The organism is Nocardia araoensis NBRC 100135 (assembly GCF_000308435.1).
Lineage (GTDB): Bacteria > Actinomycetota > Actinomycetes > Mycobacteriales > Mycobacteriaceae > Nocardia > Nocardia araoensis.
In genome coordinates, this window is sequence record NZ_BAFR01000351.1 from 97,715 (window position 1) to 122,499 (window position 24,785).

At 69.6% G+C, this 24,785-nt stretch carries 23 protein-coding genes; 7 read left to right on the plus strand and 16 right to left on the minus strand.

Going from position 1 to position 24,785, the window contains the following annotated elements:
* Positions 1–21 precede the first annotated feature (21 nt).
* From ON21_RS34615 to ON21_RS34665, 11 genes are all read right to left on the minus strand, one after another.
* Positions 22–1,347, minus strand: coding sequence for a UDP-glucose dehydrogenase family protein (locus tag ON21_RS34615; RefSeq protein ID WP_039805162.1), 1,326 nt, complete (start codon positions 1,345–1,347; stop codon positions 22–24).
* Positions 1,340–2,290 (minus strand): glycosyltransferase family 9 protein, encoded by a 951-nt coding sequence (locus tag ON21_RS34620; RefSeq protein ID WP_039805164.1) that lies wholly within the window; start codon positions 2,288–2,290, stop codon positions 1,340–1,342. The genes ON21_RS34615 and ON21_RS34620 overlap by 8 nt, the downstream gene beginning before the upstream one ends.
* Positions 2,281–2,970 (minus strand): SDR family oxidoreductase, encoded by a 690-nt coding sequence (locus ON21_RS34625; RefSeq protein ID WP_039805165.1) that lies wholly within the window; start codon positions 2,968–2,970, stop codon positions 2,281–2,283. The genes ON21_RS34620 and ON21_RS34625 overlap by 10 nt, the downstream gene beginning before the upstream one ends.
* Positions 2,971–2,990: 20 nt before the next feature.
* Positions 2,991–4,367 carry a PfkB family carbohydrate kinase gene (locus tag ON21_RS34630; protein ID WP_039805167.1) on the minus strand — a complete coding sequence of 459 codons (1,377 nt, stop codon included), beginning with the start codon at positions 4,365–4,367 and terminating at the stop codon, positions 2,991–2,993.
* Entirely contained in the window at positions 4,364–4,927 is a 564-nt protein-coding gene (locus ON21_RS34635; RefSeq protein ID WP_039805169.1) for a D-sedoheptulose-7-phosphate isomerase, read from the minus strand. The genes ON21_RS34630 and ON21_RS34635 overlap by 4 nt, the downstream gene beginning before the upstream one ends.
* Positions 4,924–5,967 carry a glycosyltransferase family 9 protein gene (locus ON21_RS34640; RefSeq protein ID WP_039805171.1) on the minus strand — a complete coding sequence of 348 codons (1,044 nt, stop codon included), beginning with the start codon at positions 5,965–5,967 and terminating at the stop codon, positions 4,924–4,926. Before ON21_RS34640 ends, ON21_RS34635 begins: the two co-directional genes overlap by 4 nt.
* A complete protein-coding gene (locus tag ON21_RS34645; RefSeq protein WP_039805173.1) occupies positions 5,964–7,463 on the minus strand; it encodes an HAD-IIIA family hydrolase in 1,500 nt (499 codons plus the stop codon). Before ON21_RS34645 ends, ON21_RS34640 begins: the two co-directional genes overlap by 4 nt.
* A complete protein-coding gene (locus tag ON21_RS34650; protein WP_039805175.1) occupies positions 7,460–9,082 on the minus strand; it encodes a carbamoyltransferase family protein in 1,623 nt (540 codons plus the stop codon). Before ON21_RS34650 ends, ON21_RS34645 begins: the two co-directional genes overlap by 4 nt.
* A 124-nt stretch (positions 9,083–9,206) precedes the next feature.
* A complete protein-coding gene (locus ON21_RS34655) occupies positions 9,207–10,178 on the minus strand; it encodes a UDP-glucuronic acid decarboxylase family protein (RefSeq protein ID WP_039805177.1) in 972 nt (323 codons plus the stop codon).
* A gap of 8 nt (positions 10,179–10,186) precedes the next feature.
* The gene (locus ON21_RS34660) at positions 10,187–11,485 is read right to left on the minus strand and encodes a glycosyltransferase (protein WP_063821187.1); all 1,299 of its coding nucleotides are present in this window, start codon (positions 11,483–11,485) and stop codon (positions 10,187–10,189) included.
* 31 nt (positions 11,486–11,516) lie between these two features.
* Positions 11,517–12,494 carry a glycosyltransferase gene (locus tag ON21_RS34665; RefSeq protein ID WP_039805179.1) on the minus strand — a complete coding sequence of 326 codons (978 nt, stop codon included), beginning with the start codon at positions 12,492–12,494 and terminating at the stop codon, positions 11,517–11,519.
* Positions 12,495–12,608: 114 nt separating this feature from the next.
* Between ON21_RS34665 and ON21_RS34670 the strand changes: the two genes are divergently transcribed.
* The 4 genes from ON21_RS34670 to ON21_RS34685 all read left to right on the plus strand — a co-directional run bounded on the left by ON21_RS34670 (position 12,609) and on the right by ON21_RS34685 (position 16,765).
* On the plus strand, positions 12,609–14,000 hold the full coding sequence (locus ON21_RS34670; RefSeq protein WP_051021784.1) for an aldehyde dehydrogenase family protein: 1,392 nt from the start codon (positions 12,609–12,611) through the stop codon (positions 13,998–14,000).
* A gap of 84 nt (positions 14,001–14,084) precedes the next feature.
* Positions 14,085–14,984 carry a polysaccharide pyruvyl transferase family protein gene (locus ON21_RS34675; RefSeq protein WP_245562859.1) on the plus strand — a complete coding sequence of 300 codons (900 nt, stop codon included), beginning with the start codon at positions 14,085–14,087 and terminating at the stop codon, positions 14,982–14,984.
* Positions 14,981–15,865, plus strand: coding sequence for a glycosyltransferase family 2 protein (locus tag ON21_RS34680; RefSeq protein ID WP_245562860.1), 885 nt, complete (start codon positions 14,981–14,983; stop codon positions 15,863–15,865). The genes ON21_RS34675 and ON21_RS34680 overlap by 4 nt, the downstream gene beginning before the upstream one ends.
* A 3-nt stretch (positions 15,866–15,868) precedes the next feature.
* Complete coding sequence (locus ON21_RS34685; protein ID WP_039805183.1) at positions 15,869–16,765, plus strand: glycosyltransferase family 2 protein; 897 nt, start codon at positions 15,869–15,871, stop codon at positions 16,763–16,765.
* A gap of 35 nt (positions 16,766–16,800) precedes the next feature.
* Here the strand turns inward: ON21_RS34685 and ON21_RS34690 are convergent, their stop codons facing one another.
* Together ON21_RS34690 and ON21_RS34695 are read right to left on the minus strand one after the other, a co-directional pair.
* The gene (locus ON21_RS34690) at positions 16,801–17,778 is read right to left on the minus strand and encodes an acyl-ACP desaturase (protein ID WP_039805263.1); all 978 of its coding nucleotides are present in this window, start codon (positions 17,776–17,778) and stop codon (positions 16,801–16,803) included.
* 346 nt (positions 17,779–18,124) lie between these two features.
* Complete coding sequence (locus ON21_RS34695; protein ID WP_157171171.1) at positions 18,125–18,889, minus strand: hypothetical protein; 765 nt, start codon at positions 18,887–18,889, stop codon at positions 18,125–18,127.
* A 665-nt stretch (positions 18,890–19,554) separates the two neighbouring features.
* On the opposite strand from ON21_RS34695, the gene ON21_RS34700 reads away from it, so the two are divergent.
* From ON21_RS34700 to ON21_RS34710, 3 genes are all read left to right on the plus strand, one after another.
* Positions 19,555–20,154 carry an SLATT domain-containing protein gene (locus tag ON21_RS34700; RefSeq protein WP_051021785.1) on the plus strand — a complete coding sequence of 200 codons (600 nt, stop codon included), beginning with the start codon at positions 19,555–19,557 and terminating at the stop codon, positions 20,152–20,154.
* A gap of 249 nt (positions 20,155–20,403) precedes the next feature.
* A complete protein-coding gene (locus tag ON21_RS34705; RefSeq protein ID WP_039805186.1) occupies positions 20,404–20,847 on the plus strand; it encodes a pyridoxamine 5'-phosphate oxidase family protein in 444 nt (147 codons plus the stop codon).
* 109 nt (positions 20,848–20,956) lie between these two features.
* Positions 20,957–21,754: an SDR family NAD(P)-dependent oxidoreductase gene (locus tag ON21_RS34710; RefSeq protein WP_039805187.1), complete on the plus strand. Its 798-nt coding sequence runs from the start codon at positions 20,957–20,959 to the stop codon at positions 21,752–21,754.
* An 89-nt stretch (positions 21,755–21,843) separates the two neighbouring features.
* Here ON21_RS34710 and ON21_RS34715 read toward each other — a convergent pair whose 3' ends face one another.
* The 3 genes from ON21_RS34715 to ON21_RS34725 all read right to left on the minus strand — a co-directional run bounded on the left by ON21_RS34715 (position 21,844) and on the right by ON21_RS34725 (position 24,269).
* A complete protein-coding gene (locus tag ON21_RS34715; protein ID WP_039805189.1) occupies positions 21,844–22,674 on the minus strand; it encodes an LLM class F420-dependent oxidoreductase in 831 nt (276 codons plus the stop codon).
* Positions 22,675–22,807: 133 nt separating this feature from the next.
* A complete protein-coding gene (locus ON21_RS34720; RefSeq protein WP_039805191.1) occupies positions 22,808–24,019 on the minus strand; it encodes an FAD-dependent monooxygenase in 1,212 nt (403 codons plus the stop codon).
* Between the two features lie 16 nt (positions 24,020–24,035).
* The gene (locus tag ON21_RS34725; protein WP_039805193.1) at positions 24,036–24,269 is read right to left on the minus strand and encodes a hypothetical protein; all 234 of its coding nucleotides are present in this window, start codon (positions 24,267–24,269) and stop codon (positions 24,036–24,038) included.
* Positions 24,270–24,785: the final 516 nt, after the last annotated feature.

A 24,785-nucleotide genomic window follows, 5' to 3' on the forward strand; every position in this document is an offset into this window, starting at 1 on the left:
TTCCGGTCGACCGCTCGCCGCCTATGAAGCCCGTCCGCCGTCGACGGCACCGGTGGTGCCGTTGCCGAGCAGCGTGAAGCCGGTGCCGCTCAGCAGGCGATCGTCCAGCAGGTTTCGGGTGTCGACGATCACGGCTCGGTCGACGTGGGAAGCGAGTTTCGCCCAGTCGAGGGAACGGAATTCGGGCCACTCGGTGAGGATCACCAGCGCGCCCGCGTCCTTCGCCACCAGATAGGGGTCGTCCACCACGCGGATGCCGTCGAGGCCGGGGGTGCCCGATGGGACACACGGGTCGTAAGCGGTGACGATGGCGTGGTGCCGGGAAAGTTGCCGGGCGACCGCGACGGCGGGGGAGTCGCGCAGGTCGCCGGTTCCGGCTTTGAACGCGAGGCCGAGTACGCCGATCCGGGTCCCGGCCAGCGAGCCGTCCACCGCATCGGTGACCGCGCGGCGGATCTTGCGCAGCACCATCGCCTGCTGACGGGCGTTGGCGTGCAAGGCATCGCGGACCATGGCGAAGTCCACACCCCATGCCTCCGCGGCACGCAGCAGCGCCCGCGTGTCCTTCGGCAGGCACGAGCCGCCCCAGCCGGGTCCGGGAGCGAGGAAGGCGGGGCCGATCCGGTCGTCCATGCCCATCGCGCCGGTGACCTTGGTGATGTCGGCGCCGACTCGTTCGCACAGTTCGGCCAGCGTGTTGACGAACGAGAGCTTCACCGCGAGAAACGCGTTGCTGGCGTACTTCGCCAGTTCGGCGCTGGCCGAGTCGGAGCGCAGCACCGGTGCGCCCGTCGCGGCGTAGAGCGCCGCGACACGGTCGGCCGACTCCCGATCCCGCTCGGCCAAACCGAGGACTACGCGGTCGGGGTGCAGGAAATCCTCGACCGCGTGGCCCTCCCGGAGGAATTCGGGGTTGCTGACCACGGCGGTGCTCGCGAGGCCGGGCAGGGCGGGAATCCGCGCCGCCGTCCCCACCGGGACGGTGGATTTGGTGACGAGCACGCAGTCCGGCGGCAGGACGGTGGCCAACGTCTCCAGCGCCTCCTCCAGGACGCCGAGGTCGGCCGTGCCGCCGGTGCCCATGGGCGTGGGCAGGCACAACAGGACCACTTCGCATTCGTGCAGCGCCCCCGGGTCCGACGTGAAGACGAGCCGATTCTCCTCGAGCCCCTCTCGAACCAGTTCCGGCAAGCCGGGCTCGACGATCGCGACCGAACCCGCGCGCAGTGCCGCCACCTTGGCCTCGTCGTTGTCGACGCAGATCACGTGGTGTCCCAAGTGGGCGAGGCACGCGGCGCTGGTCAGCCCCACATAACCGGCGCCGACCACACCGACGCGACTACCCATGGCGGACCCGCTGCCCGAGCAACCCTGCCGCGGCCGTGAGTACATGCTCGGGCCGCACCATGAGCAGGCCGGGATCCGGATGAACGGCGTGCGGATCGCCGACGGTCCCGGCCCACAGGGCGACGTGGTGTTCCGCGTCAGCCGGCGGCCCCCAACGGTCCGGCGGCATGGGCCCGAACAGCACTACCGACGGCGTGCCGAACGCGGTGGCGAGATGCCCGACGCCGGTGTCGCCGCACACCACCAGGGCCGCGTCGGCCACCAGCGCGGCGAGTTCGGTGAGATCGGTGCGCCCCGCGTACACCGCCGCGGGCGGCAGCCCCGCCTTCTCGGCGACGGCGTTCGCCAAACGCGTTTCGTCTCGGCTTCCCGTGATCACCACGCGATGACCGTCCGCGACGAGTTCGCGCGCCACCCGCGCGAAACGTTCGGACGGCCAGCGACGCGCGGGATAGGCCGCGCCGGGATGGATCACGACCGCATGCGTCTCGGGGGCGGTCCGCAGTGGAGCAGGCAGCAGCAGTGCGGTCGGGTCGGCGTCGATCCGTCCGTACTCCAGCAGGCGGCACCAGCGATCCACCTCGTGCACGTCGTCACGCCACTCGGGGCCCGGTAGATCGGGGAAGTCCGGATGGTGATGGGTCAGCAACGCGTCCGGACGTGCCGCCAGCAGGTCACGGATACTCTCCGTCCCCTTGCCGTGCAGGTTGACCGCGAGTCTCGGTGGCGCCGCACGCCAGCGAAGCGCACCCAGTCCCGCGGTCGGCAGCAGTTCGTCGACGGCGTCGATCAGGTCGACGAGCTCGCGCAGCGCTTGTGGCGCGGCGAGCACCACCCGATCGTCGGGGTAGGCGCTTCTGATCCCGCGCAAGGCGGGCACGATGGTCAGCAGGTCGCCGAGCCCGAGTGCCCGCAGCACCAGAATCGTGCGCGTCAGGGCCACGATCCCTCTTCCGAGGCGCACACGACCATCTCCCTGACCTCGCAGCCGGGCGGCTGCCGGAGCGCGAAGACCACCGCGTGGGCGACGTCCTGGGGCTGGTTCAATTTCGCGTCGGGTGGCGGCTTGTACCGCTCGTCGCGGTCGTCGAAGAACGCCGTGTGCATCCCGCCCGGGATCAGCAGGGTCACCCCGACGCTGCCCGCCGTCTCGGCGGCGAGCGCCCTGGTGAAGCCCACGACGCCGAACTTCGAAGCGCAATAGGCGGTCGCATGACCGACCGCCTTGATGCCCAGAGTGGAAGCGCACGTCACGACCGTTCCCCTGCTCTCTCGCAGGGCGGGCAGGGCGGCGCGAACCACGGCGGCCGTGCCGAACAGATTGACCTGGACGACGTATTCCCACTTCTTCGTGGGCACTTCGTCCAGTGGGCCGCACGCGTCGGTCCCCGCCGCGGTGAACACGCCGTCGATCCGGCCGCCGGTGCGCTCGATGATCTCGTGCACGGCCTGCTCGGCGGCGACGGTATCCGCGAGATCGGCACGCACGAAATCGACGGGCGTCTCGGGCTCCACCCGGTCGATCACATAGGGGCGGCCACCGTTCGCGCGGACAGCGGCGGCGACCGCCGCGCCGAGCCCGGAAGCGCCACCGGTGATCAGGACATTGCCGAGGGTTCGCATCGCGCTCCTTCGCTCTCGGGTCAGCCGCCGGCCTGGCTCGCGGCGACCAGTTGTGTTGTCGAGTAACCGGGAACAGTGGGAATCAAGGCGATTTCGCCGCCGTAACCGCGCACGACCGCGGCTTCGGGAAGGTCGACGCCGGAGTAGTCGCCGCCCTTGACCCAGACATCGGGGCGAAGGCGGTCCAGCAGTGCGCTCGGTGAGGATTCGTCGAACTCGACGACGGCGTCCACCGAGGACAGTTCGGCGAGCAGCCGGGCACGGTCACGCGCGGTGACGATCGGACGGCGCGGCCCTTTCAGGCGCCGCACCGAGGCATCGGAATTGAGGCAGACCACCAGAGCGTCGCCCATGGCGCGAGCCTGGCGCAGCAAGCTGACATGGCCGGGGTGCAGCAGATCGAAACAGCCACCGGTGGCGACGAGCCTGCCGCCGCGCGCTTTGATCCGCGCCGCCACCTCGAATGCCGACTCGTTCGTCTCGGTCGTGCCCGCGGTGGCCGTGCTGTCGCACGTGGACAAGGTGGCCGCGCCGCCCGCCGCGACGAACCTGGCCGCCGCGTCGACGGCGTGCGTCACGGCGTCGGCCACCGTGGAGCCGTCGAACAGCGCGGCGGTCGCGGCCGAGGCGAATCGGTCGCCCGCGCCGCAGGTGTCGGAACCGAAACGGCCGGCGAGGCGGATTTCGGCGGGTACCGGAACCACGGTGAGCCGCTTCCCATTGGCCAGGACCGCCCCACCCGGACCGGTGGTGACCGCGACGGAATCCGCGGCCCACTCGTCTCGGAGCACCTTCGCCAGCTCGTCCGGTTCGACGTATCCCGGCGCGAACTGACGGGCCTCTTTAAGGTTCGGCGAGACCAACTGCGCCCCCGGCGTCGGCGCGGGTCCACGCGGGTGCGGATCCCACACCACCGGAACCGAACGGGCCAGCTCGGTCAGCAGGCTCCGGATCCGCGGATGCGCGGCGACACCTCGGCCGTAGTCCGCGACGAGAATCGCGCCGGCCGCCCGCAGCGTCCTGGTGACCGAAGCGCTCACCGAGCCGCCGTCCGCGGTGCCGTCGCCGGTGTCCAGTCGCACCAGCGACTGGCCCGCGGCGCGGACGCGGGTCTTCCGTATCGTCTTGCCGCGCAGTGCGATCGGAACGACTCGAACATGCTGCTCGAGGAGCCGGGCGAGGGTGCGGCCGTCGTGGTCGTCGGCGGTCGCCGTGATGAGCGCGACCTCGGCGACCGACTGCGCGGCCAGCGCGGCGGCCAGCCCCGCGCCGCCCGGCCGCATCCACTGGCGCTCCACGTCGACGACGGGCACGGGCGCTTCGGGCGACAATCGCTCCGCGACGCCTTCGATGTCGACGTCCAGGATGCTGTCGCCGACCACGACCAACGGCTTCATGTCGGTACCCCCAGCGCGTCGTCGAGCGCCGAACACAGAGCGTGCACCAAGACCAGGTGCACCTCCTGCACAGTGGCCGTGGTGGGCGCGTCCACGGCGACGGCGTCGTCGCACAACGCCGCCAGCGGATTGGGCGCGGGTCCGGTCATGGCCCAGGTGGTGACGCCGATGTCGTGCGCCGCTTTCGCCGCGGCCACGACGTTCTGGCTGGTACCGCTGGTGGACAACACGATGAGGATGTCGTCGGGCCTGCCGTGCGCGCGGACCTGACGCGCGAACAGTTCGGTTTCGCCGTAGTCGTTGATGATCGCGGTGCCCGCCGAGGTGTCGGCGTGCAGGGCGATCGCCGAGAACGGACGGCGCTCGTTGCGGAAGCGGCCGACCAGCTCACCGGTGAGGTGCTGGGCTTCGGCGGCGCTGCCGCCGTTGCCGCAGGCGAGCAATCGCCCGCCGTTGTCGAGCACGACCGCGAGTTGCCGTCCCCATCTGCGGATATCGGGTGCGAAGCAACTGGTGCGGTCCAGCGCCGCATGCAACGCCGCGAAATGTTCCTCGATCACCGCGCACCTCCTGTCCGCAGACGCGCACGCCTGCCCGCACCCAGTTCCTCCGCCACGGTGACGACCTGCTCGGGGGTGATCGAGTCGAGGCAAGGGTGCCCCGCTACCGGGCAGACCCGGGCTCTGCTGCCGCGGCACGGCGCGCGTTGGTCACCCAGCATGGCCACCGGCACGCCGTAGGGCGCCCACCGCTCGGCGGGCACGACCGGTGCGAACAGCGAGACCACCGGTGTACCGACGGCGGCGGCGAGGTGCGCCGGGCCGGTGTTGGGCGCCACCACGACGCTCGCGTCGCGGAGCACCGCGGCCAGTTCGGGCAGGGTGGTGGCTCCGCCGAGATCGATGCCGTGCCTGCCTGCGACGGCTCCGGTGAGCGGCCGGTCGGCGGGAGCGCCGGTCACGATCACCCGGTGACCGGCGCCGGTCAGCGCGGCGACAATGGCCGCGGAGCGGTACGAGGAGGGCTGCCGCGCCGGTACCGACGCGGCCGGATGCATGACCACGTAACCCGGTTCGCCGGTGAGCCCACCGACCTTCGGCAACGGCTGCCGCACGGCGAGTTTCCCGTCGTCACCTGGCGGCAGCCGGAAACCGGCCGCCTCGGCGAGCGACAGCGCGCGTTCGGCTTCGGGCGGATCGCCCTCCACGCGATGGCGCAGATCCAGCAGTGAACCGGGGTAGTCCTCCGAGATCGCGCCGATCCACGGGACACCGGCCATCCGCAGCAGCAGCGCCAGCGGCAGCGGCGACTGGTGGAAGGACGTGAGGATCAACGCCAGATCCACCTCGAGCGCGCGGATCCGATCGAGGAAGGCGTCGACGCCCGCCGACGTGACCGCGGGCGGCTCCAGGTCGATCCACGGCGCCCGCCAGGTGACGACCTGGTCCACGCCCGGCAGGAGGTCGGCGGCGGCGCGGCCGCGCGGCCCGGCCAGCAGCGTCACCGAATCGACGTGCGCGGCCACCGCCCGCACGCACGGCCCCGCCAGCAGCACATCGCCGAAATTGTCCATGCGTGCCACCAGCGCCCGGCCGCTCATGGCACACCCGCCATCGCCAGCCGCACGGCTTCGGCCACATCCCGCGCCACGGTCGCTTCGCGACGGGCGCGGTCCACCTCGTCGGGGAGCGTTCGCGCCGTCGGCACCAGGATCGCGCGTGCGCCCGCGGATCGCGCGGCGGCGACGTCGGCGCCGGTGTCGCCGATGACCACGCACCTGGCGATGTCGACGCCGAGGTCCGCGGCGGCCTGCCGGATCAGGCCCGGCCGGGGTTTGCGGCACCCGCAGCCGTCGTCTTCGCCGTGCACACACACCTGCCACGTCGCGAACGGTCCGAGCAGATCCTCGACCCGGGAGTTGACCGCGGCCAGCTGTTCGCGGCTGATCAATCCGCGCGCCACGCCGGACTGGTTGCTCACGATGCCGACCTGGATGCCTGCGGCGCGCACCCTCCGGAGCGCGTCGACGGCTCCCGGCACCGGCTGGACCCTGCTGGGGTCGGCGAGGTAGGGGACATCGATGATGAGGGTGTCGTCGCGGTCGAACAGCACGGCCAGCGGCGAGGTGTGGGTCGCGTTCCGGTGGCGCAGTTCGCCGCGCAGGCGGTGCCAGCACGCGGCAGGCGGGATCAGCGCACTGCTCAGCGTCATCCGGCCGATCTCGCCGGGTGTGCGTGGTCCCGGTGCGATCCGGCGCGCGGCGAATTCGCCGGTCAGCGCCGTCCAGGCCGCCGCAGACGCGAGAGCGGGGCGGGTACGGCCCGCGATGCCGAACGCCATGGCCGCCGCGCCCGCGGCCGTGGTGAGGGCGTGGCGGCGCAGCAGCCCGGCCTCTTCGCCGATCCGCTGACGCCATCCCGCGCCGTATTTCCGCCGGAGCAAGGCGTTGTCGGCGTTGCCGCGTTGTGCTCGGACGCTGGCCATGGGGCCCGATTCACGCAGTGGGTGGCGAGTGACACGTTGTCCGGCCGCGATCGAGTAACCCGCGAGGCAGACCCGGAGTGCCAGATCGGCGTCCTCGCGAAACGCCCGGGGGAAGCGTTCGTCGAAGCCGCCCACCGCGATCAGCGCGGACCGGCGGTAGGCCATGTCGGCCGTGATCCACCGCGCCGTGGCGAGCCGTGCGATCCCGCGTTCGGCGTCGGTCGGCCTGCGGTGCTTCGGCAGCGGAACCTCGATGCGGGCCGTGGAAGCCGCCGTGTCGTCGTCGAGACCGCGCAGGTCCTCGGCCAAGCGGGCGGGCCAATCCGGCGCGGTGAGCACATCGTCGTCGAGGAAAGCGATCCACGTGCCGGACGCGTGCCGCCATCCCGCGTTCCTCGCCGCGGCGGGGCCGCGTCCACCCGAGCGAATGACCTCCACCGCAGACACCGTCGCGGGTAGTGGTAGGTCCCCGACTCGGGGCCGATCGTCCACCACGATGATCTCCCGTGGCTTCGGACCCGAGGCGGTGTCCAGCGACGCGAGCAGCGCTCGAAGACTGTCCCGGCCCATGGTCGGGATCACGATGCTGTAGTCCACGGTGTGGCCGTTCATGGGCGGCGGACCACGAAGGAGCCGATGGCGAGCAGGTCGACGGGTGCGGAGCCGAAGCATTCGAGGGCGTCGCGCGGCGAATCGACCATGGGCCTGCCCGCCGTGTTCAGGCTCGTGTTGATCACCACCGGCAGCCCCGTTCGCCGCTCGAACTCCGCCAGCATCCGTGCCAGGACCGGCTTGTCCGCGGGATCGACGGTCTGCACGCGGGCCGTGCCGTCGACATGTGTCACAGCGGGGATCCGCTCCCGCCACCGCGGCGCGACGTCGTGCACGAACAGCATGTACGGGCTGGGCAACGGCCCGCGTCCGAAGATCTCGGACGCCCGGTCGGCGAGCACCATCGGCGCGAGCGGCCGGAACTGTTCGCGTCCCTTCACATCGTTGAGGCGTTCGAGATTCGCCGAGCGGCCGGGGTGCGCGAGCAGCGAACGATGGCCGAGTGCGCGGGGGCCGAATTCGGCCCGGCCTTGAAACCACGCCACCACTCGGTCTTCCGCGAGCGCCTGCGCCACCTCCGCCGCGATGTCGTCGGATTTCGTGTACCGGACCTTGGCGGTACGCAACACGGTTTCCAACTCGGCGTCGGTCCATTCGCGGCCCAGGTCGGCGCCCCGCATCGGGGTGATCCGCTCGCCGAACTCGGCCGCCAATTGCAGGGCGGCGCCCAGCGCGGTGCCCGCGTCGCCCGCCGCCGGTTGGACCCAGATCCGCTCGTAGGGGCCTTCGGCGTGCAGGCGGCTGTTGGCCACGCAGTTCAGCGCGATGCCACCGGCCAGCGTCAGGGTCCGCTGCCCGGTCTGGCGATGCAGCCAGGAGGTCAACTCCAGCAACACGTCCTCGAGTCGTCGCTGGACGCTCGCGGCCAGGTCGGCGTGGTCGCGGCCGAACTCACCGCCGGTGCCCGCGGGCGCGAAGTCCGACCAGTGCACCGGCTCGGTGCGGAAACCGCCGTCACCGGTGGAATACACCAGTTCGCGGAAGCGATCGAGGAATCGGGGCGTGCCGTAGGAGGCGAGGGCCATGACCTTGTATTCGTCACTGGACCGGGCGAATCCGAGATGCTCGGTGAGGTCCTCGTACATCAGTCCGAGGGAGTGCGGCAGTTGCTGTGCCGCCAGCTCCACGAACTTGCCGTCTCGGTATTCCCCGGCGAGATAGGACTGGCTCTCGCCGCGTCCGTCGGCCACCAGCACCGCGCAGTCGCCCGCGGGGGCCGCGAGGGCCGCCGACGCGGCATGCGCCAGGTGATGGCGCACGAAACGCACGATGGCGGGATCGAGTCCGGGCAACGCGGCAGAGAGGAAGGCGGGCGCTCGGAACGCGTAATCCGTTCTGGTCGCCTCGCTTTTCCGATCGAGACCGCCGAGCGAATGATCGACCAGTGCCGGGTCGTAGGAGTAGCCCACCGCGTCGAGCTGATCGGGGCGTAACCCCGCGCGCTGCAGACACCACGCGGCCGCTTGTTCGGGCAGTTCCCACGCCGAGAACGGCACCGGGCGCTTGCCGTGCTTGCGACGGGTGAACCGCTCCTCCTCGGCGGCCGCGACGATCTCCCCGTCGACGATCAGAGCCGCAGCAGGATCATGAAATACCGCGTTGATTCCGAGAATGCGCACGGGCCGCCTTTCTGTTCGAGACGCGGTTCGAGACGCGCGGGACATGTCGGATCGCCCGCTGGTATACAAGGGGGGCGCTACCCGCTGAAGTCCCGGCTAAACCGATCGGCCCGTCCGGCGCCGCTCAGCGCACGGACTCTTCGGCCGACTCGGCAGTGTGCCCGGCGAACCAGTCGATCGTGCGGCGCAGTCCCTCCTCCCTGCCGACAAGTGGCCACCAGCCCAATTCACGTCGGGCCAGCGAGATGTCCGGGCAGCGCCGCTGCGGATCGTCGATCGCGCTGTCGACATACGTCAGGATGGAACGGCTGCCGATCGCCGATCGGATCTCCTCGGCGAGGCGGCGCACGGAGATCTCGTGCGGATTGCCGATGTTGACCGGCCCGGGATGGTCGGTCGACGCCAGCGCGAGCAGGCCGCGGACGGTGTCTTCGACATAGCACAGCGAGCGGGTCTGCTCGCCGGTTCCCGCGATGGTGAGCGGTGCGTCCGACAGCGCTTGCGCGATGAAGGTGGGCACCATCCGGCCGTCGTCGGTACGCATGCGGGGACCATAGGTGTTGAAGATCCGGGCGATTCCGGTGTTCGCGCCACGCTCCCGGCGAAACGCCATGGTGAAAGCTTCGGCATACCGCTTCGCCTCGTCGTAGACGCTGCGCGGGCCGACCGGATTGACATGACCCCAGTAGTGCTCGGGCTGCGGGTGGACACCCGGATCGCCGTAGACCTCGCTGGTCGACGCGAGCACGAAACGCGCCCCGCTCCGCTCGGCCAGGTCGAGGGCGTTGGCGGTGCCGAGGGAGCCCGCTCGCAACGTTTCGATCGGCAGGCGCAGGTAATCCGGTGGCGACGCGGCCGACGCGAGATGGAAGACGACGTCGAAAAAGCCCAAGGTGGGCAACGGCTCGGTGACGTCGTGCTGGATGAGATCGAATTCGGGCTGATCCAGCAGCCGGGCGACATTGTCCGGCGTGGAGGTGGCGAAGTTGTCGAGCGCGACCACGACGGTGCCCGCGTCGAGCAACTGCTCACACAGGTGTGATCCGACGAAGCCGCATCCGCCGGTGACCAATGCACGTTCGCAGGGTTCGGACATGTCGTCGCCTACCCGCGACCGCTCGCGACACCGTGATCCGTCGATCCGGGGGAAAGCTTGCCGTCGTCTGCCGTGCGGTCGAGCGAACGACCATCGGTGGGCGACTTTCCGTTGCGTGCGCCGGCGCGCGCGATCACACGGCGGTACGCGTGCAGGGTCTCCGTGGCGATCCGATCCCACGAATAGCGCGTCTCGACACGCTCGCGCCCGGCGCGACCGTAGTCCTCCATGCGCCCGGAGGTGGTGAGCAGATCGCCGACCGCCTCGGCCAGTTCCGCGGGCTCGCGCGGCGGGACCAGCCTGCCGGTCACACCGTCGACGACGGTATCGATGAGGCCGCCGACCGCGGTGGCCACCACGGGAACGCCGCATGCCATCGCTTCCAGCGGCGTCATCCCGAACGGTTCGTACCACGGCGTGCACACGGCCACGTCCGCCGACCGCAGGAGGGGAGCCACCCGGGTCCTCGGTACCCGGCCCAGCATGCGCAGCCGGTCCCGCACGCCGAGATCGTCCGCCAGCGCCAGCAGTCGCTTGCCCTCCGGGTCATCGGCGAGTTCGGCATCGTCCGGGCCGCCGACCAGCACCAGTTCGGTGTCGCGCAGGCTGGTGAGCGCGGTGATCGCGGTGTCGAAACCTTTACGGGGCACCAACCGGCCGACGCTGATCATCCGGTACGCGGCGGACTTCGGTTCGGCCGGTCCGTCGGGTGTGAACTGCTCGAGGTCGACGCCGCACGGGATCACCGAGGTCCGCGACCGGGGCACGCCCATCCTGGCCAGTTCGAACACCTCGTCGGTGCAGGTGGCGATGATGCGGTCGGTCTGCTGGGCGATCATCCGCTCGAGACGTATTCGGTCGGCGGGACTGGTGTCGTTCGCGCCTTGGTGGCGGCGCTTCACCACCCCCAGCGCGTGAAACGTCTGTACCACCGGAATGCCGGCGGTCCGTGCCCCCGACAGGGCGGCGAGCCCGGACATCCAGAAGTGCGCGTGCGCGACGTCCGGCCGCAGGTCGCGCCAGTGCTCGCGCAGGAAGACGCCGAATTCCACCATGTGCGGCAGCAACTCGTCCTTCGGCAGGGGACGGGCAGGACCGGCCGGGACGTGGACCACGCGGTAACCCTGTTCGGCGGTGACCGTGTGCGGCGCGTCCGCCTCCTCCCGGCGCGTGTAGACGGTGACCTCGTGCCCCTGCCTGCACAGGGCCGCGGACAGTTCGGCGACATGAACGTTCTGCCCACCGGCATCGACACCGCCCAGCACGGCGAGCGGGCTGGCGTGTTCGGACACCATCGCGATCTTCATGATTCCGCCTTCTCTCTCCGGGACACTGCCTTCATTCGGTGACCTCGGCGAGCAGGGCATCCCACCGGCGCAGGAAGACCTCGAGGCCGTAGTGCTCCAGCGCGAACTGCCGGCCCGATTTGCCCGCGAGTGCGGCGAGATCGGGTTCGTGGAGGAATTCGTGGAACTTCGCGGTGAGCTCCGCGATATCGGTGGAGACGGCACCGGCTTCCGGCGGTACCGCCATGACGGCCTCGGTGGTGGCGAGGGCGACCACCGGCATGGCCAGGTGCATGGCTTCGAGCAGGGACAATCCGAGCGAGGTCCATCTGGCGGTGTGCAGATACACCCTTCGGCGCGCCATTTCCGGATGCAGTGCCGACTGCCGCAAGTCACCGATGCCGCGGATCGGGTGTCCGGCCGATCTGTTCGCCGTGTAGTCGCCGGCTCCGATGCCGTACACGTCGATCGGTCCGGCCATCGCGAAGTCGGGCAACAGATCGCTTCCGGTGATCCTTCCGCGCCGCACCGGTTCGTTGATCAGCGCGACGCCGTGCGGCAGTTCACCGGTGTAGAGCGCGCCGGGGTCGACGATTCCGTGTGGCACCACCCGGGTGGGCGCGCGTCCGCTGTCCCACATCACATCGTTGAAGTGCGTGACGTGCACGATCGGGATGTCGGCGCGATCGGCCAGCGGATGCCTGGTGGTGGCGGCGCTGGGGCGCGGCGCGTTGTGCTCGACGTAGACCGCGGGAATATCGGTCCCGGGACGACGACCCAGCCAGCGCTCGATCAGCTCGATTTCCTCGGGGCGCTGGAGCACGACCACGTCCGGCTGGGTTTCGCGCAGGTGATCCGCGGGCACCTCCGCGGCGGACGGCCAGTCGCGGCCACACCGGCCACGGCCCCACGGTCCGCCGCCTTCCACCACGGGCAGCAGATAACGGTGCCGCCCTTGGACGAACGACGTCGTCCATGAGCCGTGCACGTGCCACAGCAGCACCGTGAGCCGCTCGATCTTTTCGGCCATGCCGGTAGCTCTTGCCTATTGCCGCAGGATCAAACCTGGTAGGCGCGTTCATGTAGCGAACCCTTGGCTATCGTCGAACGGTTTGAACCGTGGTTGCCAGGCAATGGCCGCGATATGAGCGCACCCAATGCTGCCCCGTCGGCCTCTGAACTCCGTGCGACCGAAACGATCGAGATTCTCGATCCCGCCAGCGGCGCGACCGTCGGCAAGATGCCCATGACCGGTAGCGCGGAGATCGATAGGCAAGTGGGACTGGCTAATCGCGCGCAATCGACATGGGCGCGAACTCCGGCGGCCGAGCGGGCGGCCGCGCTCCGCGCCGGTGCCGCGTCGCTGCGCGAGCGCGCCGATGAACTGGCCGAACTCAACCGGCTCGAAACCGGACGTCCACGGTCGGAGAGCAAGGAGGGGGTGCTGGCCGGTGTCGCGACGCTGGAGCAGTACGCCGAACTGGGCCCGCTGCACCGAGGCAGAAGCCTGCAAGGAGCTTTCGAGGCGACCGACCTCATGGTGTGGGAACCCCGGGGCGTCGTCGTCGCCCTGACGCCGTGGAACGACCCCGTCGCGGTGTCCTGCGGTTTGCTCGGCGCGGCGCTGGTCACCGGAAACACGGTCGTGTACAAGCCGAGTGAACGCGCACCGCATACCGGTGCGCTGCTCGGCGAGCTGCTGGCCCGCGCGCTTCCGGAGGGAGTCCTGCAGACGGTGCAAGGCGACGGCCGGGTCGGCGCGCTGCTGGCCGGACGGCTCGACGTCGACGTCGTCGCGCATGTCGGCAGCACGGCCACGGGACGGTCGATCGCGCGCAGCGTCGCGAACACGGGCGCGAAGGCACTACTGGAGAACGGCGGCAACGACGGGCTCATCGTCGACGCCGGGGTGGATCCTGTCTGGGCGGCCGGACAGGCGGCGCTCGGCGCGTTCGCCAACTCCGGTCAGATCTGCGTGTCCGTCGAGCGGATCTTCGTGCACCGGGACGTCGCGGAGGCGTTCCTGGCGGCACTGGTGGCCGAGGCCGAGTCGTGGAAGCCTGCGCCGCTGGTCGACCGGCGTCATCGCGAGCAGGTCCACGCGCACGTCCGCGACGCGATGGAGCACGGCGCCGAGCTGTTGACCGGCGGAGTGCTGCCGGAGGGCGCCGGTGCGCACTATCCGGCCACCGTGCTGGCACGGTGCGATCCGGCCATGCGCATCATGCGGGAGGAGACCTTCGGTCCGGTCGCGCCGGTACGGGTGGTGGACACGTTCGAGCAGGGCATCGCGGAGACCGCGACCGACGACTACGGGCTCGCGGCCACTGTGCTCACGCCGTCGATGGCCAACGCCCAGCGCGCCTGGCGGGAATTGCCGGTGGGCACGGTGAAGATCAACTCGGTGTTCGGCGGGGCGCCCGGCGGAGCGGCGCACCCGCGGCGGGCCAGCGGATCCGGCTTCGGTTACGGGCCGGAATTGCTGGACGAGATGACCCAGACGAAGGTCGTGCACCTGCGCCCCGCCCCGAGCTAGGACCGCGCACTCCCGTGTTCGATGTTCGTGGTCACCGAGCGGAGACATCGCTGTCGCAGCTGATTGACCTGGGGTGCAGCGGGTATGGGCAGAGACATGCGGGTACTTGTCACCGGGTGGCCCAGCTTCCTGCACGGGGAAGCGACGGCGGGGGACGTGCTGAGCATGAGCCGAGTGTGCGACGCTCTGGCATCCGCCGCGATACCGCACGACACGGCGTGGAGTCCGGGGTTTCGTTCCGACGCGATGCATCTGGACGACGCGGACTCCGGACGGTATTCGCACCTGGTGTTCGTGTGCGGGCCCGCGCACGGTGAGCAGGTCCGGTTCCTGCACGAACGGTACGCGAACTGCAGGCGCATCGCGGTGGGCGTCTCCATCCTCGATCCGGCCGATGCCGCGGTCACCGGATTCCACCGCATCCTGCCGCGCGACGGCCCGTCCATCGCGCGACCGGACATGGCGGTCGGGGCGTCGACGGTGAGCGTCCCGGTGGTGGGTGTCGTCTTCGCCCCGGGGCAGGCCGAATACGGCGTGGCCCGTCGGCACCGATCGGTGCATCGCGCGTTGCTGCGGTGGCTGCGCGAGCTCGACTGCGCTCGGCTACCGCTGGACACCAGATTGACGTCCGACGATTGGCGCCTGTGCCGCACACCCGACCAGCTCGCGTCGGTGTTCGCCCGCCTCGACGCGGTGGTCACCACCCGCCTGCACGGGTTGGTGCTGGGTCTGCGAGCCGGGATCCCGGTCCTGGCGGTGGATCCCATCGCGGGCGGCGGCAAGGTCACCGCGCAGGCGAGGGCACTGGAGTGGCCCGCGCTGGTATCCGCCGAGCAGACCGCCGATGCGGACGCGTTCGACCAGTGGTGGCGCTGGTGCCTGTCACCGGCGGGGCGCGAACGTGCGCGGCGGCGGGAGTTCCCCGCGGCCGACGCCTTGACCAGCGACCTGCTCGACGAACTGCTCGCGGGACGGCCGGCGTGAGCGCGCCGGCGGTGGCGAAGACCACCGTCGTCATCGCCACGCGCAACCGCGCCGCCGAATTGGCACGCACTTTGACCGAGTTGCACGCCCTGCGTCCGACTCCTCCGATCGTGGTGCTGGACAACGCTTCGGTCGACGACACGGTCGGCGCGGCGGAGGCGTTCCCCGACGTGCGTGTCGTCCGGTTGCCGCGCAATCTCGGCGCGGCGGCCCGCAACCTCGGCGTCGCGCTGGCCCGGACACCCTACGTCGCCTTCAGCGACGACGACTCGTGGTGGGCCGAGGACGCGCTCCGCGAAGCCGAGCGGGTGCTCGATACTCATCCACGGCTCGGCTTGGTCGCGGGACGCACGCTCGTCGGCGCCGACCATCGTGACGATCCCGTCAACGAGCTGATGGCGACCAGCCCGCTCGGGCATCCTCCCGGTCTGCCGGGTCCGTTGGTCCTGGGCTTCCTCGCCTGTGCGGCGATCGTGCGGAGGGAGGCGTACCTGCAGGCCGCCGGGTTCAGCCCGCTGTTGCATTTCGCTGCCGAAGAACGGTTGCTGTCACTCGATATGGCGGCGTGTGGCTGGGACCTCTGTTACGTACCGCGGGTGCGCGCCCACCACCACCCCTCGGCGCGGCGACCGCCGCAGGCCTGGCGCAGACGGGCCGAACAGCGCAACAACGCGTTGATCGCCTGGATGCGTCGGCCGCTGCGGCGGTGCGCGGCCGAGTCCGCAGGCCTGCTGCGCCGAGCGGTGCGGGACCCCGGAACGTTGCTGGCGTTCGCGGGGATCGTTCGTCGCCTGCCCAGGGCGCTGGCACAGCGGCGCAGGCTGCCACCGGAGATCGAGCGCAGGGCCAGGACCCTGGAACTCGCCCATGGAAGGAAGTGACGGATGGCAACGGAACGGATGACGGTCGTCATCATCACCCGCAACCGGCGCGAGCAGCTGCTGCACACCCTCGCCCACATGACCGCGCTCGCCGACGCGGCTCCGATCATTCTCGTCGACAACGGATCGAGCGACGGCACGGCCGACGCGGTCGCCGCGGCGTTCCCCTCGGTAATACTCATCCGCTCGGCGGACAACCTCGGCGCGGTGGCGAGGAACATCGCGGTCGAGCGGGTCGCGACGCCGTATGTGGCGTTCTGCGACGACGACACCCGCTGGCAGCCGGGCGCTTTGACCCGCGCCGCCGATCTGCTCGACCAGTACCCCGGCCTCGGTTCGGTGACGGGGCGCTGCCTGGTCGCGCCCGACCTGCGCGAGGACCCGATCACGCCGGAACTGCGCGACTCACCGGTCGCCGGGCCCGACTGGCTGCCCGGCCCCGCCCTGCTCGGCGTGATGGCGGCGCTGTCCGCCTTCCGGGTCAGCGCGTTCCGGCAAGTCGGCGGCTTCTCCCGGCGTTTGTGGTTCGGCGGCGAAGAGGAACTGCTCGCCCTCGACCTCGCGGCGCACGGCTGGTGGATGTGCTGGGTGGAGGACATCCTGATCCACCACGAGCCGTCCACCAGCCGCGATCCCACGCACCGTCGCAGGCTCGGCATCCGGAACACGTTGTGGACGTTGTGGTTGCGCCGCCCGGTCCGCAGCGCCGCCCGGCGGACGGCCGCCGTGCTCAGATCGGCCCCGGCCGATTTGACGACCGCGGCGGCCGTCCTGGACACACTGCGTGGGATGCCGTGGGTGCTGCGCGAACGAACGGTCCTGCCAGCGCAAGTGGAGGCCGGGCTCGTTCTGCTGGAAGAATCCCAGCGCCGGTCTCCCGCGCGTCGCTATGTGGGCTGACGGTCGTTGCGTCGGCGAGGATCAGCCCGGTCGTACTATCTCGACGCGGCGCCGACACCCCGGCGTGCTTCTCGGGCGAGAGCACGGTCGCGTTGCTCCTCGAACCGGGGGATGCGTACCTCCTGCAGGTCGTCCAAGAAGGCGGCCAACCGCTCGCGGGCTTGCTCGCCGCGGGGTCCGAAATCGTTGCGGTCGAAGACGTTCCACTGCCGGATGACGGGTTGGAGCACCTCTTCCAGATGCTGGCGCAGATCGTAGATGCCGTGTTTGGCCATGAGGACGCCGTTGCGCCGGAAGTTGGGCATGCCGGTACCGGGCATCCGGAAGTTGCGCACGATCAGATCGATCGCTTCGATGGCCTGATCGGGCACCAGATCCAGAGCGGCGCCGCACATGCCGCGGTAGAAGATCATGTGCAGGTTCTCGTCGGCGGCGATGCGCTGCAGCATGCGGTCGGCGACCGGGTCGTCGCAGACGGCCGCCGTGTTGCGATGGCTGATCCGGGTGGCAAGCTCCTGGAACGACACGTACGCCACCGAGTACAGGAACCCGCCGTCATCGGCCGTGTCCGTTCCCTCCATCGGTGCGGCGAATCCGCTGGACATGTGCGCCATACGGTCGTTCTCCAAGGCGACCGGGTCGACGCCCCGTGTGACGACGAGATAGTCCCGCAGGACAATGCTGTGGCGGGCTTCCTCGGCGGTCCATCGTCCTACCCACGAACCCCACGCGCCGTCTCGGGAGAAGTTGGCACTGATCTCGCGGTGATAGGACGGAAGGTTGTCCTCGGTGAGCAAGTTCGTGATCAAGGCGGCCTTCGCCACCTCGGACAGCCGGGATTGCCCCGGCTCCCAGTCGATCCCGCCCAGCGCCGCGAAGTTCTGTCCCTCGTCCCACGGTACGTAGTCGTGGGGATGCCACTCCTTGACCATGGACAGGTGCCGGTTCAACGCGGTACCCGCGAAAGGTTCGAGCTCGGTGAGGATCTCCAGCTGTGTCAGCTCACGCGCCAACGTCGTGTCCGCCTTTCTTTTGCGCATTGCTCGGAAGGAGAGAGGTGATCGATCGCGGCCGCGCGATCAGCGGCGGCCGATGCCGGACGGATGACGCCGGGAGAAGTGGCGTCGTTCAGGCATCCTCCACTGCTCTCGCCCCACCGACTCACCTGGCACGACTGTGCCCGCAGCATGCGTCGTGCCCGTAGGGTCGAAAGTCCGCTCCGGCGGTTACTTTCAGCATCGCGAAGTCCCTCGGCCGGGTGTCGCGGGATCGTCAGGAGGGCTGCCGGTCCGGGTGTTACCACCCGATTGCTCGGATCGCCGCCGGTCTGCCGCCCGAGACCGGTGAGGCGTCAGCGGATCAGGAGGTGGCGTGCCTGTCTGCTGACTCGCCTCGGCGAGCCGGTTCGCCGGAACGCGCACCGCCCCGCCGAGGCAGGCGCGGTGACGTGGCCGGATGGTTGTAAGCCCACTGGGCTACAGCGGTGACGGCCGAGCCCAGCGAGGTGACACCCGCGAGCAGCGCCCAGTGGGTGAGTCCGGCGGTGTTGTAGGAGACCTGCCGTACTCCCGGTGCGATGAGGCTGCCGTTGCCGAACGCCCAGCTCGTCACCATGCCGACCTGCCCGCCGAAGTCCGAGGAGCGGGCCAGCATGGCGCGTAGCTCGGGAGCTTTGCTGTTGACGTAGAGCACGGTGAGAAGGACCAGCGCCGCGGTCGTCACCGTGCAAGCCGTGGCCGTGCGCGACAGGAGTTCGGTGCGAAGCCGGAGATTCACCGCCACCACACAGACGGTGACGACGATCGCGCCTGCCGACAGCAGGGCCAGGGCGCCGCTGATCCGCGCGGTGGGAGGCTGCGCCGACGACCAGACGTTCAGGTAGGAGGTGGTCGCGGTGATCCGGCCGAAGGCATCGGCGCTGGCTTTGCCGTCGGCCCCCGCAGCCCTCAGCCACGGCTGGAACAGCAGGATCAGCGTGACGATGCTGCCCGCCACGGCGCCCAGGTAGCCCCAGTGGCCCTTCAGCGCGGGCAGGGCCGCGCGGATTCCGCCGTGCCCACCCGGCGCCGCGCTCGGTCCTCGCTGGAGTCGAGTGTCCCTTGCTGACCACGGCGTTGGCTGCACTTCGCTCCGATATCGAGGGTCGGGTTCGCTGTCGGGAACCCGGGCGGACAGGGCGGTCCCGACTGCGGTCGTCCTCGCGCACGGTCGGCAGCAGGGTTATCCGGACATTAGGAACTGCCGAACGCTCGGAGAATGATTGCGATCAATGCGATTCTGAATCCCGTATCGCCACGCCGTGCGTTTGCCGTGTGGAGAGGAAGCGCGGCCGGGGGACGATGCGCGGGCTCGTCCACTTCTACGCCGACAGACTCGACAAGATACGTGACCGCTGGAGCTTCTGCGGACGTGCGCGACGCAACCGGTCGGTCCGTATCGAGCGTATGTGCCGAAAAGCTTGGAGCACAGTTCGATTGGGCATGCGCGTCAGGTATTTCCGGTAGTGCCATCGGATAGGCCGATGGCCGGATCGGGAAGGCACGCCGAACCGAATCCGTTACTAAGTCGCAACTTTCGTCTATCGGCGGGTCTCGGCTCGTCGTGGCGATGCGTCAGAGAACCGGATACCGACTTGGTGGGAAGTTGAATTGAATTGTGGCGCAACGGATAAGCTGGCGCACAAGCGGGCATGCCAGACTCGCTGGACAGGGTACGAGGCGTCGCTCCGGCCGACCGGCGAACAGCCGAAGGGTGATCAGGGGAGCTCCAGGAGCGATACAGTACGGGCCGTGACAGAGCACCGATCGCCCATCGGCGGGGATCGCTCGCAGGATCTCGGAGTACCGCGTTCGCTGGACCTCCGCTCCGCCGACTGGTCGAGTTCCGATGAGACCCTTGCCCGGCTGTTCCAACGTGTCGAGGCGTATGCCATGGACGCACGCGAGTGGTATTCGCGGGACGGTCTGACGAAGCGGCGAGTCAGCCTAGCGCTCACCGCGGCGATGATCGTGCTCGGCTTACTCGGAATCCTGGTGCCCCTGCTGACCACCGCCGGAGTCCACGCCATCGACCCGAGCTGGGGGTACATCCTGCTCGCCTGCGCGGCGGGAAGCGCGGCATGCGACCGATTCTTCGGCGTCTCCACCGCGTGGGCGCGAGACATCCGCAGCGCGCAGTCGATCAACGCGATGCTGTGCGACTTCCAACTGGAGTGGGCCTCGGTCTCGCGCGCGCCCGCGAATTCCAATGGGGAGATAGACCGCAGGATGGGATTGCTGCGGGACTTCTCCTACCGGGTCAACGAGGTGATCGCACACGAAACCGACAGCTGGACCGGACAACTGCCACTGTCGGCGCAACCGCGGATGAGCAGGTTGGATCGACGGTAGCGCCGGTTGCCGCCACCCCGGCGGCACATGCGGGAAACTGGCCTGGCGCGGCCGCGGAGCAAGCGCGAGCGATCCTCGGCCTGTTGACCATCCCCGCGCCGTCCTCTGGCGGCGGGTCACGTACCGGGCGGGCACGGCGGCTGGACGCTGTCCGCGCCGGATCGGTCAGCGACAGCACGGGCGACCGTGGTGGCAACGACGGATTCGCTACCGGCTGTCCGTGCCGGTTCGTGTACGTAGACTTTCGGCGTGACCGATCTCGCGGACTTCGCCCGGCTGATCGCCGGCGACCACGGACTCTGTGTCGTCTCCACCCTTCGGGCCGACAACACGATCCAGTCGACTGTGGTCAACGCCGGCGTGTTGCGACATCCCGAGACCGGTGCCGACGTGGTCGGCATGGTGGTGCGCGGCGGGGTGCGCAAACTGGACAATCTGCGGACACGGGCGCGTGCCACGATCGTGGTCCGCGCCGGTTGGCAATGGTGTGCCGCCGAGGGGCCGGTGTGGATCGCCGGTCCGGACGACCCGGCCCCTGGCATCGACGCCGAGCGATTGCGGCTGCTGCTGCGTGAGGTGTTCACCGCGGCCGGTGGCGTGCACGAGGATTGGGACGAGTACGACAGAGTGATGGCCGCCGAGCGTCGGGCGGTGGTGCTGATGTCGCCGGATCGTGTATACGGCAACAGCTGAGTTCGGCGCGCTCCAGGAAACCGGGAATCGGCTGACGTGGATCGCGAAGTTCCGATCATGTCGAGCGAGAGGGGTTACCGGAATCGACGGGCTGGTTAGCGTAGGCCCGGTGAATCTGGATCTGGACGGCAAACGCGCGATCGTGACCGGCGGCAGTAAGGGGATCGGCTACGCGGTCGCTCGCGGGTTGGCGAACGAGGGTGTGGACGTGGTGATCGCGGCGCGCACCGCCGAACCGCTCGAATCGGCGGCGCGCGCACTCTCCGAGGAGACCGGGCGGCGCGTGATTGCGATCCCGACCGACACCGGTGACGACGATCAGGTACGCGCGCTGGTGGAGCGTACCGTCGCCGAACTGGGCGGCGTCGACATCTTGGTGAACTCCGCCGCCACCCCGTGGAGCGCGGGAGCGAGCAGGGATCTGGCCGGAACCGACGACGACACCGTGCGGCGCGAGATCGAGATCAAGGTGCTCGGCTACCTGCGCACGGCCCGCGCCGTCGCACCGCACCTGGTCCGCCAGCGCTGGGGCAGGATCATCAACATCAGCGGACTCGGCGCGCGTCAGGCCAATTCGATCGCGCAGACCATCCGGAACATCAGCGTGTCCGCGCTGACGAAGAACCTGGCCGACGAACTCGGTCCCGCCGGCGTCAATGTCACCGTGGTTCATCCCGGCCTCACCAGAACCGAACGCCTCACCGACCGGCTGACCGCCGAGGCCGGGAAATCCGGCCGGACGATCGCCGACCTCGAAGCCGAGCTCGCGCGCAACACGCTGCGCAGGATCATCGATGTCACCGAAGTCGCCGACGTGGTCACCTTCCTCGCCTCACCGCGCAGCATCGCCATCACCGGCGACGCCATCGCGGCGGGTGGTGGTGTTCCCGGTCCGGTGTACTACTGATCCGACTGCGAGCGGCTGGGCGTCGGCGCTCGGGACGGTCCGGCAGCTACGCACCGGATCGAGCGTGCCGGATCGTCCCCGCGCGTGCTTCAGTCGGCCGCTGTGAGCAGCGGCGCGAGCTGGCGCAGCGAGCCGAGATAGTCCTCGCCCAACGCCTGGAGCGCGACGTGGTCGGCGCCCGCCTTCAGATGCTCGACCAGTTGCCCGGTGACCTCGACCGGACTGCCGTGCACTGCGAGCACATCGACGAGACGGTCGCTGCCCGGTTTGGCCACATCCTCTTCGGAGAAGCCGAGCCGTCGCAGGTTCGAGACGTAGTTGCGCAGGCCGAGATACATCTCCACCGTCTGCCTGCCGACCTCGCGTGCGCGCTCCGGGTCGTCGTCGAGCACGAGTTTCTGCTCGGCGACCAGCAGGGCGGAGCCCAGGATCTTGCGCGCCTGGGCGGTGTGTTCCGGTGGGGCCAGATACGGCAGCGCGCCCGCGGTGCGAGTGCGCGACAGTTCGAGCACCTTCGGTCCGAGGGCGGCCAGCGCCATCCGATCCTTCGGCACTCCTGCCTGGTCGAGCGCGTCGAGGTAGTGCGCCAGCGCGTCGTAGGGTTTCTGGTACGGCTTGTTGGCCTCCGGATGACCCGCGCCGATACCGAGCAGGAAACGACCCGGGAAGCGCTGTTCGATCCGATGGAACGATTCGGCGACGGCGTTCGCCGGGGCCGTCCAGATGTTCACGATGCTGGTGGCTACGGTGAGCGTGTCCGTCGCCTCGAGCAAGGACTCGACCACCGGCAGCTCAGCGGGCGGCGACCCGCCGAGCCACAGCGCGCTGTAACCGAGCTTCTCCAGTTCGGCGGCGTCTTCGGGGCTGAACCCCCGGTAGCCGCGCCATACTCCGAATCGTCCGAGACCGTCGATCGCCATGAACGTCCGAACCTCCTGTTGCGGTTTCTATCCGGATACGCTTCTCATTCAACCGTGCCTGGCTCGGTTGACCGATGCGGCGCAGGGTTTCTGCCCTCCCCAATCCCCTTCCGGGTCGCCCGCCTCTGCCTGCTCACGCGGTGGACGAAATCGGGTAGTCGTCGAGGGTCATGTCGTTGTAGAGGCGTCCGCTGCTGGTGGTGAGGCGCAGCAGAGCGCGGCCGGGTCCGGGGGGTAGGGCGGAGATCAGGCGGGCGCCCTGGGCCAGTCCGGAGACGCCGAGGCGGGATGTGGGAACCAGGGTCTTCGCCGCGCCCAAGGCGGCGGCCTGGCTGCGGCGCACGTGCTGTGCCATCGCCTGCTCGTAGGCGGGGAAGGCGCGCTCGTGGTCGCCGCCCGCCCGCGCCAGTTCCCCGGCGAGGACGTACGCGCCGACGACGGCGAGGGTGGTACTGCCGCCGACGGCCGGGCCGGGGCAGTAGCCCGCGTCGCCGACGAGCGTCACTCTGCCGCGAGACCAGGTGTCCATGCGGAGCTGGGTGATGGAGTCGAAATAGAACGCCGGGGTACGGTCGAGTTCTTCGAGCCAGCGGTCGACTTCGGTGTCGAAGCCGTGGAATGCCTTGCGCAGGAGTTGTTTCTGCCGGGGCACGTCGCGGTGACGGTAGTCGAGTTCGCGTTCACTGCGGAACAGGAACAGCGCCCGCGCCTCGCCGAGATGCCGCGCGCTGTATATGCCTGCGGTACGGCCGACGCCGACGTGGATGTGCAGCTCTCGGTCGTCGCCGTAGGTCTCGGGCAGGGTCAGCACCCCGAGGTAGGCCCCGATGAAGGAGCTGAAGCGGGATTCGTCGCCGAAGACGAGGCGGCGCACGGTGGAGTGCAGCCCGTCCGCGCCGACGACGAGGTCGAAGCGGCGCGGTTCGGCGTTTTCGAATTGCACTTCGCCGTCGGGCGAGATCGCGGTGATGGAGTCGCCGAACAGGTACTCGACGTCGTCGGAGGCGGCGTCGTAGTAGATCTCGCCGAGGTCGTCGCGCATGATCTCGACGTGGCGGTCGGAGGCGGCGCCGAAGATCTTGGCCAGGTCCACCCGGACGGGCCTGCGCGTGCCTTCCCGATGGAGAGTCATCCTGCTGGTGCCGGTGGCCCGCTCCTCGACACGCGGGAGCACGCCCATCTTCTCCGAGATATCCATCGCGGGCCGGAACAGGTCGACCGCATGGCCGCCGGTTTTGCGTAGCGCCGGTGCGCGCTCGACGACGGTGACGGAGAAGCCGTGCCTGGTGAGCCAGTACGCTAGCACCGGGCCGGCGATGCTGGCGCCGGAGATGAGAATCCGCATGAATATGCCTTTGTGTTCAGTGGTGTTCGGCGAAGTCGCGAATGAATATCCCGGCGGCGTCGGGCGTACCGCTGGAGACAACGTGAATGTCTCCGTCCGGAGGGCGCGCCATCTGCTCCTGGGAGTCGATCGGCATTGCGGTCGATATACCCGTCGTAGTGCCCACGACCAGCGCGGCCGGCACGCCGACGATCGCCGGCCCGATGTGTCGCCGCCGACTCGACACCGCGTCGGCGCCGGTCTCATCCATGAATCCTCCTCCGGACGGTCCGTGATGTCACCACCTTGCTGGGCGACAACGAGATCTGTCTTGAAGAAATGTCAGCGTCCGCGGTTGGTACACCACGGCGCCGGCGCGGTTGAAAGCGTTCATCGCCGCTGCCGATCCTCGCCGGCCGCCACTTCGTCCCGAGTGTGCGATCCGACGCAGTACGAGCAACCGTCGACCTGGCTCATCGGATGCGCATTTGCTCCCGGGTTCCTCGCCTCCGGCAACGATTGTTGGGTGGACCGTGTGTGAGTGATAGATGGAAACATCAAGCGGCACAACGTATCAGCGGCTCGGCGCTGCGGTTTCGGCCGGCCGGGATCAGCGGCGGCGCGGGCTCGCGCGCCGAACTCGGGCAGTGCCGCATTCGGCTCGAGTTCGGGAGATGGAGATCACGGCATCGCTGTACAGACGGGCATATCTCTGTTAGCAAGGAGGAACGGGTCTGTCTTGAGGATGCAGGGTGGGCCGCTATCCAGCGCGCAAGGCGCGAAATGA